Source organism: Psychrobacter sp. AOP7-B1-25 (assembly GCF_052376195.1).
In the GTDB taxonomy this organism is placed as follows: Bacteria; Pseudomonadota; Gammaproteobacteria; order Pseudomonadales; family Moraxellaceae; genus Psychrobacter.
Map to the genome: position 1 here is coordinate 1 of NZ_JBQSVK010000010.1, position 14,768 is coordinate 14,768.

The 14,768-nt window shown below is 42.1% G+C and carries 15 protein-coding genes, 1 tRNA gene and 1 other RNA gene; 13 read left to right on the plus strand and 4 right to left on the minus strand.

Translation table 11 applies throughout. The features are described 5' to 3' along the window. Positions 1-213, minus strand: a 213-nt coding sequence (locus tag ACT3QR_RS09160; protein WP_444521047.1) for a hypothetical protein, incomplete at its 3' end; no start/stop codon positions are given. Positions 214-888: 675 nt separating this feature from the next. Here ACT3QR_RS09160 and ACT3QR_RS09165 point away from each other — a divergent pair. Both ACT3QR_RS09165 and ACT3QR_RS09170 read left to right on the plus strand, forming a co-directional pair. After that, a complete protein-coding gene (locus ACT3QR_RS09165) occupies positions 889-2,172 on the plus strand; it encodes an ammonium transporter (protein ID WP_444521118.1) in 1,284 nt (427 codons plus the stop codon). Positions 2,173-2,184: 12 nt separating this feature from the next. Further along, positions 2,185-2,826, plus strand: coding sequence for a hypothetical protein (locus ACT3QR_RS09170; protein ID WP_444521048.1), 642 nt, complete (start codon positions 2,185-2,187; stop codon positions 2,824-2,826). Between the two features lie 82 nt (positions 2,827-2,908). Here the strand turns inward: ACT3QR_RS09170 and ACT3QR_RS09175 are convergent, their stop codons facing one another. Together ACT3QR_RS09175 and ACT3QR_RS09180 are read right to left on the minus strand one after the other, a co-directional pair. Continuing rightward, on the minus strand, positions 2,909-3,658 hold the full coding sequence (locus tag ACT3QR_RS09175; RefSeq protein ID WP_444521049.1) for a hypothetical protein: 750 nt from the start codon (positions 3,656-3,658) through the stop codon (positions 2,909-2,911). 161 nt (positions 3,659-3,819) lie between these two features. Next, positions 3,820-4,287 (minus strand): Lrp/AsnC family transcriptional regulator, encoded by a 468-nt coding sequence (locus ACT3QR_RS09180; RefSeq protein ID WP_444521050.1) that lies wholly within the window; start codon positions 4,285-4,287, stop codon positions 3,820-3,822. Between the two features lie 245 nt (positions 4,288-4,532). Between ACT3QR_RS09180 and rarD the strand changes: the two genes are divergently transcribed. Further along, the gene (rarD, locus tag ACT3QR_RS09185; protein WP_444521051.1) at positions 4,533-5,558 is read left to right on the plus strand and encodes an EamA family transporter RarD; all 1,026 of its coding nucleotides are present in this window, start codon (positions 4,533-4,535) and stop codon (positions 5,556-5,558) included. Positions 5,559-5,715: 157 nt separating this feature from the next. Here the strand turns inward: rarD and smpB are convergent, their stop codons facing one another. Continuing rightward, complete coding sequence (gene smpB / locus ACT3QR_RS09190; protein ID WP_444521052.1) at positions 5,716-6,192, minus strand: SsrA-binding protein SmpB; 477 nt, start codon at positions 6,190-6,192, stop codon at positions 5,716-5,718. A gap of 251 nt (positions 6,193-6,443) precedes the next feature. On the opposite strand from smpB, the gene coaD reads away from it, so the two are divergent. From coaD to ACT3QR_RS09240, 10 genes are all read left to right on the plus strand, one after another. Further along, positions 6,444-6,962 carry a pantetheine-phosphate adenylyltransferase gene (coaD, locus tag ACT3QR_RS09195; protein ID WP_444521053.1) on the plus strand — a complete coding sequence of 173 codons (519 nt, stop codon included), beginning with the start codon at positions 6,444-6,446 and terminating at the stop codon, positions 6,960-6,962. Between the two features lie 109 nt (positions 6,963-7,071). Further along, positions 7,072-7,320 (plus strand): YfhL family 4Fe-4S dicluster ferredoxin, encoded by a 249-nt coding sequence (locus tag ACT3QR_RS09200; RefSeq protein ID WP_444521054.1) that lies wholly within the window; start codon positions 7,072-7,074, stop codon positions 7,318-7,320. 52 nt (positions 7,321-7,372) lie between these two features. After that, complete coding sequence (gene bioA, locus ACT3QR_RS09205) at positions 7,373-8,701, plus strand: adenosylmethionine--8-amino-7-oxononanoate transaminase (protein ID WP_444521055.1); 1,329 nt, start codon at positions 7,373-7,375, stop codon at positions 8,699-8,701. Continuing rightward, the gene (gene bioD, locus ACT3QR_RS09210; RefSeq protein WP_444521056.1) at positions 8,698-9,414 is read left to right on the plus strand and encodes a dethiobiotin synthase; all 717 of its coding nucleotides are present in this window, start codon (positions 8,698-8,700) and stop codon (positions 9,412-9,414) included. The genes bioA and bioD overlap by 4 nt, the downstream gene beginning before the upstream one ends. Before the next feature lie 75 nt (positions 9,415-9,489). Beyond that, positions 9,490-9,856: RNase P RNA component class A (gene rnpB / locus ACT3QR_RS09215), an RNA gene on the plus strand. Between the two features lie 122 nt (positions 9,857-9,978). Continuing rightward, positions 9,979-10,055, plus strand: a tRNA-Met gene (locus tag ACT3QR_RS09220). Positions 10,056-10,281: 226 nt separating this feature from the next. Then, the gene (locus tag ACT3QR_RS09225) at positions 10,282-11,094 is read left to right on the plus strand and encodes an ABC transporter permease (RefSeq protein WP_444521057.1); all 813 of its coding nucleotides are present in this window, start codon (positions 10,282-10,284) and stop codon (positions 11,092-11,094) included. A 45-nt stretch (positions 11,095-11,139) separates the two neighbouring features. Continuing rightward, positions 11,140-11,811 carry an ABC transporter ATP-binding protein gene (locus ACT3QR_RS09230; RefSeq protein ID WP_444521058.1) on the plus strand — a complete coding sequence of 224 codons (672 nt, stop codon included), beginning with the start codon at positions 11,140-11,142 and terminating at the stop codon, positions 11,809-11,811. Further along, complete coding sequence (locus ACT3QR_RS09235; RefSeq protein ID WP_444521059.1) at positions 11,780-12,895, plus strand: capsule biosynthesis protein; 1,116 nt, start codon at positions 11,780-11,782, stop codon at positions 12,893-12,895. The genes ACT3QR_RS09230 and ACT3QR_RS09235 overlap by 32 nt, the downstream gene beginning before the upstream one ends. A gap of 54 nt (positions 12,896-12,949) precedes the next feature. Beyond that, a complete protein-coding gene (locus ACT3QR_RS09240; RefSeq protein WP_444521060.1) occupies positions 12,950-14,695 on the plus strand; it encodes a polysaccharide biosynthesis/export family protein in 1,746 nt (581 codons plus the stop codon). Positions 14,696-14,768 lie beyond the last annotated feature (73 nt).

The window sequence follows — 14,768 nt, forward strand, 5'->3', positions numbered from 1 at the left end:
GATAATTGCCATACCAAAACTTGGGTGATCAACATAAGCATCGCCTGAGACGATGATAACATCACAAGCATCCCAGCCTAGATCGTCCATCTCTTTGCGGCTCATCGGTAGATAAGGCGCTGGCTCATAGCAGCTCGCCCAGTGTTTGTCATAATCATAAAGTGGCTTGGTGCCTTGTTTAAAGGCAGTGCGGGCGATGGTATCGGCTGACATGGGCGGACCTGTTAATTAGAAAAATGGCACTAAAAATACGTCCCTTATTACCTAGTAATAATAAAGGCGAATTTAAAAGCGCTCATTTTAACATGAATTGTCTTCACTATGCGACCTATTCTATGATGAGTGATTAATGATAAGTTATTGATAGCATAAGATAAACTGCTCATGCAAAGTAAGCTATTAGCCGAGCCAGTTAATGACAAAAACAGCTTAAGTACAACCATCATATCAACGGCAATTTCTTTTTCGTTTATCTTAATTTTTTCTCACTTTAGTCCCTATAACCCGATTGATGACACACTCTAGCTTTTTAAAATATTTTTTAAGCGTTATTTATCTTTTAGTTTGATTTATAGCTATCTCTTCGCAAGCATAATTATCAAAATACTAACTAGCCTGGTACTGGTCATTTGTTATCTTATATTTATAGCTTTCCTGAATTTTTAATAGTAGGTTTTGGCACAGGTTTTGCTCCAACCCTGTTAGGACTTATTTGTGTGCATGAATGAGTAAAAATAGTGCATCGATAACATTTAAATAGCTAGATAAGTGTTTGGAGATAAAATGAGAGCATCGTCTGCTGGACTAGACACGATAAGAATATTATTAAAACTATTAAAATCCTCGCTGAGTAATAGGCTGCTACTGAGTACATTATTGTTTGCAGCAATGAGTAACGCTCAAGCTGCTGATACCGACACATTGACAGTGGCACAGTTGCTCGAATATCAGAATATCGCGTGGATTATCTGGGGCGGGGTGCTGGTATTCTTTATGCAGGCAGGTTTTGCTCTACTTGAAAGCGGATCCGTACGCGCAAAGAATGCCGTAAACGTGATGATGAAAAACTATACCGACATGTGTATCGGCGGTTTGGCATTCTATTTAGTTGGTTTCGGGCTCATGATGGGTACCAATAATTCAGGATTTGTCGGTACAGATCATTTTATGCCAGTCGATTTATCCAATATGGACTGGGCGTTGATGTTTTTTCAGATGATGTTTGCAGCGACAGCGGTGACGATTGCTAGTGGTGCGATGGCAGAGCGCGTCTCTTTTATCGGCTACGCAGTCGCTGCATGTTTGATTTGTTTGTTTATCTATCCCGTATTTGCCAGCTGGGTATGGGGTGGTTATTTTGGTGGCACGGGCTGGCTAACTGAGCTTGGCTTTATCGATTTTGCTGGATCTACCGTCGTGCATTCTATCGGTGGTTGGTTAGCGTTGGCAGGTATCTTAGTTATTGGCCCAAGATTGGGCCGCTTTGCACCTGATGGTACACCAAGACTAATCGCAGGTCATAATATGACATTGCTAGCACTTGGTGGGTTTATCTTATGGTTTGGCTGGTTTGGGTTTAATGCTGGTTCGACGTTGTCTATTACTGGCAACATTGGCTTAATCGCAGTCAATACATTTGTCGCTGCAGTGAGCGCTGTGGTGTGTTACATACTTATCTCTCGGACACTCAATAAAGCCATTTTGCTGAGTGATAGTGTCAACGCTAGTTTGATTGGTTTGGTATCGATTACCTCAGGCTGCGCGACTACGACGCCTGTCTTTGCCGTTATTATCGGCGGGGTTGCTTCTGTCGTTTATATATTATCATCGCAATTGCTATTAAAGTTTAAGGTAGACGATGTGGTCTCGGCAGTTGCAGTACATGGTTTTGGCGGGGCATGGGGTACGCTCGCCGCAGGATTATTTTATACAGGGGATTTATTTAACTTATCACGTCTCGGTGTTCAAGCCTTGGGCGTTAGCGTAGCATTAGGTTGGGGGCTGGGACTGGGTCTAATTATGTATAAGTTGATTGATCTAAGCTTCGGATTAAAAGCCAGCCGCTTACATGAGCAGCGCGGCCTTGATTATACCGAGCATGCAGAGCTTGGTTACCCTGAGTTCCAAAAACAAATGTTTGATTCTAAGAGTTTAACTGAACGGCATTTATAGGAGAGAGAGCTGATGAATATTGATACTCAATCCGTAGACCAAGCTGTGACTGCGATGGCAGAGGTGCTTGCCGAATATCTACATCCTGAAGAGGTGAGACTGCTTAAATCGCAGTGGCAACGATACTCGACTGTCTCTGTAAAAATGATGCAACAGTGCGTCTTGGATGCGACAAGGCGCTATCCTGAGCTACAAGCTCATAAGTCTGATATTCGTAAAGGTTTTTGGGATACGTTGCAATCGGGCAGTCAGCAGACCATTGAGGCTGATAGTCATAATGGTCACAATAGTCATAACGAAGCAATCAAAGCGCCAGTAGCTGTCTCTGAGCTGGTTTTAGCATTTTATACCGTCATAGAAGCGCTGCGCAGTCAGTTATCAGAAATAGAAAGTCGCAACCTATTTCTGACGATGCACCAAACTGTTTCGCAAGAACGCACCTTCAAAGGGCATCACCTCAATATTAGTCAGTTTTTGGAAGGAAATCGCCCATTTGTACCAGACAACGAGCATCTATTAAATAACTTGATGCAACTAGCCTATGTGTGTTTGTGCGATGTTGCTGGTCCTGTCGAAGCAGATGAGATGATGTTTCAAGCGGCAGAAATAGCTAAACAAAGCTACCCGAAAAAACTGGTCGAAAAGTTATTTTAAGATATTAAATGGACACGTTACGGTTGAGTACGGAAGACCTTTCGGTAACGTGTCCTTTATAAAGTGCCTCAAAACATACTATCTAGTCTAATAGCTGAAGTGGGAAAGTAACCACGTCAAAAGCAAGTGCAAAGGGTAGCAGTACTAACTTTTGCGCGCCATTTGGACCGCTGCGAGTGACGACATCTTGCTGAGTCTCTGTGTAGAAGCTCACCGTATATGGTTTGGTCAAAGCGCGATAGCTTGACTGTATTAAACCTAAATTACTAACTTGCGGATAGATAGCGCCTCTGACAGGAACGCTAAAACAGAAGCGCTGAGCATTGATACGTTGATCGCTTTCTGAAGTGCATTCTTTACCGTTATTTTGTAAAAAGAACTGATAGTCTGAGCGCTTAAACTCATCTTTTAATTTGGCATAAGACAATTTCATCTTACCTTGAAAATACCCATTATTACTGGGTACATGAAAGCTCATGTCGTTATCCACTTGTATATTTTTTTGAGACAGATTACTTAGTAAGTTCACCATCTCTGTCCCACCTTGAGTGAGGACGTAGCTGTTCTTTTCACCCACGATAACCATCGACGCGTTTGGCATTTTTGGTAACACCTGTGCAGGACGACCAAAGGCAACAATTTGATCTTCAGACAGTATCTGCTTTGTCGTGTTTGTAGTGACATGCCCGTTATCATCTAATAGTGAGCTAGTAGCACAGCCTGAGCTAGCTAGTACTGTAGCAAACAAAGCGCCTGCCATTACCTTTTTGGGGGTTGATCGTTTGAGTAGCGCTTGCGTATTTTTGTTAGCAGCGTTTGTGTGGTCAGTCATGGTTGGGCTTCCTTGTCTAAAAAATGGACTTATAAAAGAGTGGTTGGATTTTAATTTCCAACGAAAATTTAGGGATATCGTACAGGGTTTAGAGGCAACTTAGCTACTCATTATCAATTGCCATATGATAGGTAAATTTAGCTGAGACTGATAAATTATAATTAATCTAGGGTGATTTTGGTTCCACTCTTAGTGAAGTTCATCACAAACTGACTTTTGAAGTTGCGTACATTATTTTCGTAAGTCAGTAAGCTACGAGTGAACTGATGATAATCGCTCATATTTTTTGCATTGACCATCAGCATAAAGTCAAAATCGCCCGATACTTCATAGCAGCTCATGATTCGTGATTGCGCGTCCATTAAACGCTCAAATCGATGCTGCATTGAGGTGTTAGAGCGCTCCATCTCTATCATCACGACTGCTGTCAGACCATAGCCTACTTTGTCAGGATTGACGATAGCTACTTGTTTGGTAATCACATCACTATCTATCAGCGCTTGTATTCGCCGCTGCGCCGTCGCAATGGATACATGTACTCGCTCTGCAACAGTTTTAAGCGGTAACGTCGCATCATCCTGTAGCAAGTTCAGAATAGCTTTATCAGTATTATCTAACGTATGGCTCATGTCAGGACGTCCTCAATAGTATTAGATTTTTTAGTGTATTTCATAAATATTATCAAAAATAATTTCAATATAAGAAAATAATCATTTATATAATACCTGATTGATAATTTTATTCATAAATATACTTATATAGAGATATTATATCAAAGCACCCTAGTAAAATAGACCATACCAATCAGAGCCACTTACAAAGTAAGAGCTAACAATTGGTTTTCTACCATCTATTAATATTTACGGTGCTTATCATGTCTATCTCAATGCTATCCAATGCATTCGCTAATACGTTAGCAACGACTGCTTCACGTTTGCCATTACCTGCGGTTTGGACGGCAGGTAACGCACAACAACGTACACTGATATTAGGGGTGTCTTTTGCCATATTATCCAATGTGCTGTTTGGCGTACTTTATGCGTATAGCAGTTTTTTAGCACCGTTGTCAGGGACGCAAGTATTTATCTGGCGTATGCTTGCGATGTGGGCAGCGTTGGTAGGATACTTAATGGTAAGTGGACGTCTAGGATTGCACATTGATAAATTAAGAGTGCTAAAAGGCTCTAAGCAATGGGCGTGGCTGCTATTACCTACACCAATATTTCTTAGCCAGTTTTGGTTATTTATGTGGGCGCCAGTCAATGGGCAAGGTGTGCAAACCGCAATGGGATACTTCTTATTCCCGTTAATGATGGTGGTATTTGGCTGTGTATTTTTTGGCGAAAAACTAAGCCGTTTGCAATGGTTGGCAGTAGCCTTTGCCGCGTTGGGAGTGGGTAGCGAAATCGTCCGTACGCAAAGCGTCTCTTGGGCAACGCTATGGGTGTGTGGCACTTATCCTGTTTATTACATTTTACGCCGCTTGCAGGGTATCGGTGCCGTGACTGGATTATTGGTTGATTTGACGATATTTGTGCCTTTTGCTTTGGCTTACTTATTCTTTTTTGCGCCTAGTAGTTTGGCATTGGTTAGCGGCTCTGGTTTCTTTATTATGATGCTAATAGGTTTGGGTGTGCTCAGTGTGCTAGCGATGAAGACCAACATCGATGCCAGTCAAATGCTACCAGTCAATGTCTATGGCATGATGAGCTATTTGGAGCCAGCGTTGTTATTTATTTTGGCAGTGACCGTATTAGGTAATCCGTTTGAGTCAGCGATGATTTATAGCTACGGTTTGATTTGGTTGGGGATTGCGTGTTTGATTGCTCATGGTGTTAGGCAATTGCGTCAAGCTAGTAGAAAGACAAGATTGTCTTTAGAAGAACAAGTTGCACAATAAATTAGGTGGTTGAGTTTTATAAAGCATTACTGTCTTATAAAGTCTATTTTTACCAACTAGCGTTCAAAATGATTATTTATAGAATGTTATAGGCAAGAAAAGGACGGCTCAATATATACTGAGCCGTCCTTTTCTATTTAGATTAAATGAATACTAATTAATCTAAATGCTGTTTGAAACCGCGCTGCTTATCACGTTCCCAGTCACGATCCTTTAGCGTTTTGCGTTTGTCATGCTGCTTTTTACCTAATGCTAGGCCAATTTGGCATTTCACCAGTGAGTTTTTCCAGTAGCAAGATAGCGGCACACAGGCATAACCTTTCTGATTGATTGCCCCAGATAGTTTTTCGATTTCACGACGGTTCAACAGCAATTTACGAGTGCGAATACTGTCTGGACTAACGTGCGTTGAACTCGATATCAATGGTTGAATATGAGCACCAAACAAGAAGGCTTCGTTGTTGCGGAATATGACGTACGCTTCGGTGATGGTCATTTTTCCTGCACGAATGGCTTTTACTTCCCAACCTTGTAATGCCAATCCTGCCTCAAAGGTTTCTTCTATAAAATACTCATGACGCGCCTTTTTATTGGCGCAAATCTGATTATCTGGTTTTTTTGATTTTTTTGACATAATTTCTCCATAAAGATGACCTAAAACGCAGGCTCCTTATTTAATCAGTCCCACTAATTCCTCATCCTAATCCAATAAATAGTATAGTTTTTTATTTCGATCATAAGATGGATGAGTCGAACTGCCTATTGTATCAAAGCCTCTAGTGAAAAGGTAAATCAGCTGTTAGGACAAATGTAGCAGATAAGTATTAAGTTTGAGCAAAATTTGCTAGCATACAGCCTACTATTACCGATTATATTAGTCATGCTATGAGTCACTCTATTTCTCCCAATTCCTCAAAATTACATACCAAAATCCTATATCCTGGTACCTTTGATCCTATTACCAACGGTCATGTAGATTTGGTCACACGCGCCACCAAACTATTTGATGAGGTAGTCATTGCCGTTGCCTCAGGCCATCATAAAAAGCCCTTGTTTAGTTTTGAAGAGAGAGTAGCTTTGGTCGAAACCGTGTTTGCAGATTTACCTCAGGTATCTGTGATTGGTTTTGAAGGGCTGCTTGTGGATTTTATGCGTGAAAAAAACGCCACGGCAGTTTTGCGTGGCTTGCGTGCGATGTCAGATTTTGAGTACGAATTTCAGCTAGCTAATATGAATCGTGAGCTTGATGAAAACTTTGAGGCGGTATTTTTGACCCCATCTCAAAATTACTCATTTATCTCATCTACCATGATTCGCGAAATTGCCAAGCTTGGCGGTGACGTTAATAAATTCGTTCCACCCTGTGTCTTACAAGCTTTTGATGAAAAGTTAAATATCAAATAAAAAGTGCTGTATCAAAGATACTGAATAAAAAATATCTTGCTAGCACTTGCTAAAACAGTCAAAAGTAGCCAGATATATATAATACGAGCGAAAATATAAGGAACAGTTCATGGCACTATTAATCACTGATGAGTGCATCAACTGTGATGTGTGCGAGCCTGCTTGCCCCAATGAAGCCATCTCAGAAGGGGATGATATCTATGTCATCGACCCTGACTTATGTACAGAATGCGTCGGACATTTTGACGAGCCACAATGCGTTGTAATTTGTCCAGTTGACTGTATTCCTCACGATCCCAATCATGTCGAGACTGAAAATGATCTGTTATCTAAATACAAACGTATTACGGGTCAATAAAAAATTTATGAGTGATTAATGACGCTGGGATTTACAGCGTTTTAGGGATGATATGATGACCACGGAAACCATGAGCACCAAACCCATTCAAGTAGCAAGCGAGTTCGATCAGCAACATCTTTGGCACCCTTACGCTAGCCTGCCACCTACTTATCCTAATATCGTTATCGATCGCACTGAAGGTATTTATATCATTACCGAAGATGGCACGCGCCTGATTGATGGTATGTCATCGTGGTGGGCGAGCGTCCATGGTTACAATCATCCCAAATTGAATGAAGCGCTCACCAAGCAGTTGGGTAAAATGGCGCATGTGATGTTTGGTGGGTTGACCCATCAGCCGGCGATAGACTTGGGCAAAAAATTACTCGATATTGTACCTGCTGGACTTGATGCGATTTTTTATGCAGATAGTGGTAGTATTGCCGTGGAAGTGGCACTAAAAATGGCGTTGCAATATCAAGTAGCTGCCAAGCGCCCATCTAAGCAGCAGTTTGCATCAACCCATTCAGGGTATTACGGAGACACGTGGCATGCCATGAGTGTCTGCGACCCTGTCAATGGTATGCATAGTCTATATGGCAAACAGTTACCGATGCAGCATTTTGTTCCTGCACCATCAATTGGCTTTGAGCGCGCATTGACAGTAGATGAGAGTGAAACATTAGCTCAGTTTTTTGTAGAATATGGCGCGCAGCTGGCGGGCTTCATTATTGAACCAATTATTCAGGGCGCAGGCGGAATGCGTTTTTATAGTCCTGAATATCTACAATTGCTTCGTCAACTGTGTGATGAGCATGATGTGCTATTGATTGCAGATGAAATCGCCACTGGGTTTGGTCGTAGTGGTAAGCTGTTTGCGTGTGAGCATGCAGCTATCTGTCCTGATATCATGACTATTGGCAAAGCGCTGACGGGTGGATATATGACGTTTGCCGCAACGCTATGTACTCGTCATATTGCCGATACCATTCATAATAGTGATTATCCAGCCCTGATGCATGGCCCAACCTTTATGGGCAATCCATTGGCTTGTGCAGTTGCGTGTGCCTCGATTGATTTAATTGTGTCTTATGACATTGAAGCGCGCACTGCAAATATGCAATGCGTTATGGAGCAGCAGCTAGCACCAGCCGCGTCATTAGAAGGTGTTGCTGAAATGCGCTGTTTGGGCGCGGTCGCTGTGATTGAGTTGCATGAAGCAGTCGATATGCCCATTTTTCAATCTTTATTGATCGATAACGGTATCTGGGTCAGACCGTTTGGAAAGCTGGTGTATATTATGCCGCCTTATGTGATCACGGATGATGAGCTGACTACCTTATGCCAATCGCTGCTAAAAGTTGTGCGGACATATTTAGACAGCCGAGGTCAATCATGAGTGTTTTATTTGTCTCTGGTATCGATACCGATATTGGCAAAACTTATGCTACTGGGTTGCTCGCTAAAGCACTTATGCAGCAAGGCGTAAAAGTTATTACTCAAAAGCTAGTACAAACGGGCGTATCGATCAATCCAGATAATGGTGAGATGAATATCGCTGATGACATTGTTACTCATCGTCAACTTATGGATATTCCACTACAGCCATGTGACCTTGATTTTACGACTTGTGCTCATCGTTATAAGAAGCCAGCGTCTCCTCATCTGGCTACTAAGTTATCAGAAGAAACACTTGATCCTGATATTATTACTAATGCCACCAAGCGATTACAGGTACAGTATGATGTGATACTACTAGAAGGTGCAGGTGGCTTACTTGTGCCAATTACAGAGAGCTTACTCACGTTAGATTATATTGCCGAGCAAAGCTATCCTATCGTCTTGGTCACCTCTGGTCGATTGGGCAGTATCAATCACACCTTGCTGAGTTTAGAAGCCATAAAATCGCGTGGATTAATGGTACATAGCGTAATTTACAATCATATTCACGATGATGCTGAGCAAACGGATACTGAGATCGCAAATAGCACTATTGATTTTCTACGAAAGTACTTAGACAGTCATTATCCCGAAGCGCATTGGTTACAGATTCCGTGTCTAAAAGGTAATCTGGTTGGCAATGTTGAAATACTGCCAGAAAATTTCGTTTAACCCATTTGTTATTGTCCTCAAAAATAAATTCAAAAGACACCCGCATACTGTCATAAGTTTGCTATACTAGCGCGCTTGGTAGACTAGGCGATCGCCGCTGCACACTGGCAACAGATGAGCAGGGGAGGAAAGTCCGGGCTACATAGGGCAGCGTGCCAGCTAACGGCTGGGCAGGGTAACTTGACGACCAGTGCAGCAGAGAGTAGACCGCCTTTAGTATCTTAGGGTATTATCGGTAAGGGTGAAAGGGTGCGGTAAGAGCGCACCGCGTGAATGGCAACATCTCACGGCATGGTAAACTCCACGCGTAGCAAGACCAAATAGGCATCGGCATGGCGCGGCCCGCGTTCGATGCGGGTAGGTTGCTTGAGCGTATTAGCGATGATACGCCTAGAGGAATGATCGTCCACGACAGAACCCGGCTTATCGGTTTACCAAACCTTTCTTATCGTTTATTGTAGTAATTGTTGCAATTAATCTGAATTAAATTCATTTTTTTTGCAAAAAATGCCTATTAGGGGTTGACGGCAGTCAGCAGCTTGGGCATAATGTGCAGCCTCAAATGGCGATGTAGCTCAGCTGGTTAGAGCGCATGACTCATAATCGTGAGGTCAAGAGTTCAAGTCTCTTCATCGCCACCATATATAGCAGTACTAAAAAAACCAATCTATCGAGATTGGTTTTTTTTTGCCTGAAATAAAGTGTTGTATAAACTAACTGTAACTGTTGCATAACGTTTTAGGAACCAATTACTTACAGATTTCTTACTAAATCATAGGTTTATCCGTCTATATACAGATTAATTCTTGTAACTTATGTCGCGCTTACTTATCATAGGGGCTGTTTTCGGTAAAGTCCTGTAACGCCATGTCTGTCCAACTACCCCCTTATCGTCCCATTAAGCACCGCAGTGGCCTAAAAGTCATGGGTGCAGCATTTCACGCCTTGCTAATGCGTGAGCTACAGACGCGCTTTGGTGGTTATCGTTTGGGCTATCTTTGGGCACCCCTTGAAGTGCTTTTTCAGGTTCTAATTTTTCTAGTGATATTTGGCGCTATTAGAGAACGTCTAGTACCAGGTATGGATTTTTCCTTATTTCTAGTCGCCGGAATGGTTCCTTTTCGAATGTTTCAAAAGATAGCAACCAGAGCGCTAGGGGCTGTCGATGCAAACAAGGGTCTACTGATGTATCGCTCGATAAAACATATCGATGTGATTATTGCGCGTTCATTTTTAGAGCTGGTTATTTACTTCTTTACGTCCATATTATTGCTATTAGGCTTAGCTTTTTTTGATATTTACGCCAATTTAGAGAATCTGCACATTGTGCTGTTTTGTTGGATAACGCTCTTTATATTTAGCTTTGGTGTCGCGTTAATCATGATGGTCGTTGGATATTATGGAGGGGAAATCAGTAAGGTCATCACCATACTGTTTACTATATTGTATTTTACTTCTGGTATTATCTACCCCATTCATATTATCCCAGAGCCGTATTTTAGTTATTTGCTATACAACCCTTTTATTCATAATATCGAGCTAATGAGGCATGCTTTTGCGCCCAATTATCCAGCCTATCATATTAATATTTGGTATTTTTTAGAGTGGATGTTTGTGGTCAATTTTTTGGGACTGCTACTTTATAAATATGCTGAGCGTGACATGATCCGATCTCGTTAATGTCATATGGTGAGTTACGGATTCAAAGATAGAAAAGGTGAGCCAATGATCGAAATTAAAAACGTTTCAAAGTCATTTATGACAAAAAATGGTCGCCATTATTTGTTTAAAGACTTGAATTTAACCATTGGTGATAAAAAAAGCGTGGGTTTATTAGGCCGTAATGGTGCTGGGAAGTCGACACTGCTACGTATTATTTGTGGACTTGATCAACCCGACCATGGGGAGATTATTACCGACTCTACTATCTCATGGCCAGTTGGTGTGGCAGGTGGGTTTCAGGGTAGCTTAACAGGGCGTCAAAATGTTCGTTTTGTCTGCCGATTATATTCAAGTGGCCCTTATATCGATGAAAAAATACGTTTTGTCGAAGAGTTTGCGGATATTGGTAATTACTTTGACATGCCTGTTAAAAGCTATTCATCAGGAATGAAAGCTCGATTAACATTTGGACTTAGCTTGGCTTTTGACTTTGACTACTACATGCTAGATGAAGCTGGGGCTGTGGGTGATGCAGCGTTTCGGAAGCGTAGTGAGGAGATACTGGCTGCGCGGCGAGCACAAGCTGGATTTTTAATAGTGTCGCACAATATTGGTGATATCAAACGAAACTGTGATATTGGTATTGTATTAATGGATCAAACCGCACACGTGTTTGACGATACAACGGAAGCGATTGAGGTTTATGAAAAGCATATCCACAAAGCAAAAAAGTAAGATAATTAACTTCTCGCTGTTTATCGGCTTGGTGATCCTTCCTTGGATACTCGTTATCTTTTATGTGATGACCCTTGCTCATCCACGCTTCGTTTCGACTGCAGATGTAGTGGTCAAGCAGGTCAGTGACTCTAGTGCAGCTACTGGTGGCGGGATATCGGCTCTGCTGGGCGTAAATAGTACAAGCAAAGAAGATGCGACCTATTTGACGGAATACATCTTGTCGAATGATATGGTTAAGCGCCTAGACAACAAGTTCAAATTTCGTGAATCATATTATGTGGATGGGTCAGATCCTATCTATGAGATTGATCCAAATGCTTCGCAAGAGGATTTGCTTGAGTACTTCAAAAAAAGGGTTCACATTGATCTTGACGAGCAGAGCTATGTACTTTCGGTATCAACGGAAGGATTTGACTCAAAATATGCTTTTGAGCTAAATAAAGCGATTTTAGGTGAGTCTGAACAGTTTGTGAACCGCATTTCACAAGAAGTGGCTCGCGATCAGTTAGCATTTGCAGAGACGCAGCTAGACGAGTCAGAAGAGCGCTTAAATGACGCCAAAGAGCAGCTATTAAACTATCAGAATGAAAATGAAATCTATGATCCACAAGCCAATGCGCAAATCGTTAATCAGTTAATTGGTAGCTTGCAAGCGCAATTAAGTTCGTTGCGTACCGAAGAGCGTCAGTTACTCAGCTACCTAAATCCAGATGCGCCGCAAGTCGTTTCATTAAGAAGTCAGATAAAGGCAGTTGGAGAGCAAATCACTCAAGAACAGACCAAGTTGACTTCACCGAATACAACTAAGCTAAACCGCCAAGCGGTACAGTTTGAAACCATTAAAGCCGATGTGGATTTTGCTACCGAGTTATACAAATTGTCGTTGTCTTCGCTTGAAAAATCGCGTCTAGAAGCTTTCAAAAAGATGAAAAATTTGATTGTGATTTCAACGCCTTACGAAGCCGAAGATGCAACCTATCCTCGTCAAGCTTATCTCATTTGGACATCGCTTGCGCTACTTTTGATGCTTTATGGGTTTGTACGTCTCGTGATGGCAGTGGTTCGTGATCACCGTAGCTAGTCTTGAAAACCAGATATCAGTAATGATCGATAGATCAGTAAAGGAATATAACTCATGAATACGAAACCACGTTCTATCGTGATGATGATTAGTTTGGCGATGATTGCAACAAGTCTACCAGCTATGGCCGCAGACAGTGCTGCTAATCAGATAGCTGGATCTAGTTTTGGTACTAGTAACAACACTAGCAATGCTTCAACACAAGCGTTCTCTGGCAACGTACCTGCTCAGGCAACTACTCAAGAAGCCGTCAATGCTGCCAGTTTGCCAAGTCAATCAGTAATCAATACTACTCGTCCTTATCAAGACGTTGATACACAAGATATGATGTTCGGCGAGCAATTGTTCCGTGGGGCATTTTCGACAACGTCAGGATCTACCTTTAATGACAGCTACGTAATTAATCCAGGTGACAACGTTCAGGTGAGAATGTGGGGCGCTTATCAATATGCCGCGACGATGACCGTTGACCCACAGGGCAATATTTTCTTACCAAACGTGGGTCCAGTGCGTATTTCTGGTGTGCAAAACGGTAACTTACAAAACGTGGTCAAAAGCGCGGTCAATCGTATTTATCGTTCAAACGTTGGTGTATATGCTTCATTAGAGCAGGCACAGCCAGTCAAAGTATTTGTCACAGGTTTCGTTAAGCAGCCAGGTTATTATGGTGGTCTCGCAGCAGACTCGGTATTGTCTTATTTGGATAGAGCAGGCGGTGTTGATCCCTCTCGCGGCAGTTATATTGATATTCAAATCAAACGCAATGGCCAAATGCTGCAACAAGTCAACTTATATGATTTTCTACTAGCAGGTAAACTGCAATCTTTCTCTTTTCGTGATGGTGATGTCATCACCGTGGCACCGCAGAAAAAATCGTTTGTTGTCAGTGGAGAGGTTCAGAACGAATATACTTTTGAGTTCGATGTAAATGATCTGACTATTGGTGATGTATTGCAAGTGTCTAATCCAGCGGCCAATGCCACTAACGTCAGTATTACTCGCAGTGCAGGGCGTGCACAGACGGCAGAGTACTATTCATTAAGTGAAGCTCAAAACGTTCCTGTTTATAATGGCGACCAAATGGTCGTAACGTCGGATCGTTACGCAGGTACAATCGCTGTGCAGGTAAAAGGTGCGCATACTGGTAATGGTGCAATGGTCGTACCATACGGTGCGCGTCTAAAAGATATCGTGCCACAATTGCAGCCAAGTCCACTAGCAAAACTGACGCATTTAACAATCTATCGTGAATCTGTTGCTGAGCAACAAAAACGTATGATTAATGAGTCGCTCGATCGTTTAGAAGAACTGACTTTAGCAACACAGTCGACGACTCGTGAGGAAGCAGCATTACGTCAAGATGATGCAGCATTGGTCAAACAGTTCGTTGCCAAAGCTCGTAATGTAGAAACCGATGGTCAAATCGTTGTTGTACCAAACTCATGGCAGGACATTATTCTGCAACAAGGCGATATCATTGAGATACCAGCCCAAACGTCAGTCATTACAGTCAATGGTCAAGTACGAGCACAAGGTGCACTTACCTTTAATCCTGACTATACCGTTGGAGACTACGTAGCCAACTCTGGTGGCTTCTCTGACAATGCTGATACGAAAGATATTTTAGTGGTTCATCAGAACGGTGCTAGTCAAGTGGTCAATACGGCGTATCGTATCCAGCAAGGTGATGAGATTATGGTATTACCGAAGGTTAAAACTAAGCGTGTGGAGATTGCGCGCGGTCTATCACAGATTGTTTATCAGTTAGCAATTGCTGCCAAGGTTGTTTTAGATCTATAACAGTTAACTATTCATGATGTAACGATGTCGGCTGAACAGATTTAACCAAAATTAACGAATAAAGGTATTAAAG

Excerpts from the sequence above, each read along its gene's own strand:
- coaD (WP_444521053.1), top strand. The coding sequence starts at position 6,444 with ATGAGTCACTCTATTTCTCCCAATTCCTCAAAATTACATACCAAAATC.
- ACT3QR_RS09200 (WP_444521054.1), top strand. The coding sequence starts at position 7,072 with ATGGCACTATTAATCACTGATGAGTGCATCAACTGTGATGTGTGCGAG.
- ACT3QR_RS09230 (WP_444521058.1), top strand. The coding sequence starts at position 11,140 with ATGATCGAAATTAAAAACGTTTCAAAGTCATTTATGACAAAAAATGGT.
- smpB (WP_444521052.1), bottom strand. The coding sequence starts at position 6,192 with ATGTCAAAAAAATCAAAAAAACCAGATAATCAGATTTGCGCCAATAAA.
- ACT3QR_RS09180 (WP_444521050.1), bottom strand. The coding sequence starts at position 4,287 with ATGAGCCATACGTTAGATAATACTGATAAAGCTATTCTGAACTTGCTA.
- rarD (WP_444521051.1), top strand. The coding sequence starts at position 4,533 with ATGTCTATCTCAATGCTATCCAATGCATTCGCTAATACGTTAGCAACG.
- ACT3QR_RS09240 (WP_444521060.1), top strand. The coding sequence starts at position 12,950 with ATGAATACGAAACCACGTTCTATCGTGATGATGATTAGTTTGGCGATG.
- bioA (WP_444521055.1), top strand. The coding sequence starts at position 7,373 with ATGATGACCACGGAAACCATGAGCACCAAACCCATTCAAGTAGCAAGC.
- ACT3QR_RS09225 (WP_444521057.1), top strand. The coding sequence starts at position 10,282 with ATGTCTGTCCAACTACCCCCTTATCGTCCCATTAAGCACCGCAGTGGC.
- ACT3QR_RS09170 (WP_444521048.1), top strand. The coding sequence starts at position 2,185 with ATGAATATTGATACTCAATCCGTAGACCAAGCTGTGACTGCGATGGCA.
- ACT3QR_RS09165 (WP_444521118.1), top strand. The coding sequence starts at position 889 with ATGAGTAACGCTCAAGCTGCTGATACCGACACATTGACAGTGGCACAG.
- ACT3QR_RS09175 (WP_444521049.1), bottom strand. The coding sequence starts at position 3,658 with ATGACTGACCACACAAACGCTGCTAACAAAAATACGCAAGCGCTACTC.
- bioD (WP_444521056.1), top strand. The coding sequence starts at position 8,698 with ATGAGTGTTTTATTTGTCTCTGGTATCGATACCGATATTGGCAAAACT.
- ACT3QR_RS09235 (WP_444521059.1), top strand. The coding sequence starts at position 11,780 with ATGAAAAGCATATCCACAAAGCAAAAAAGTAAGATAATTAACTTCTCG.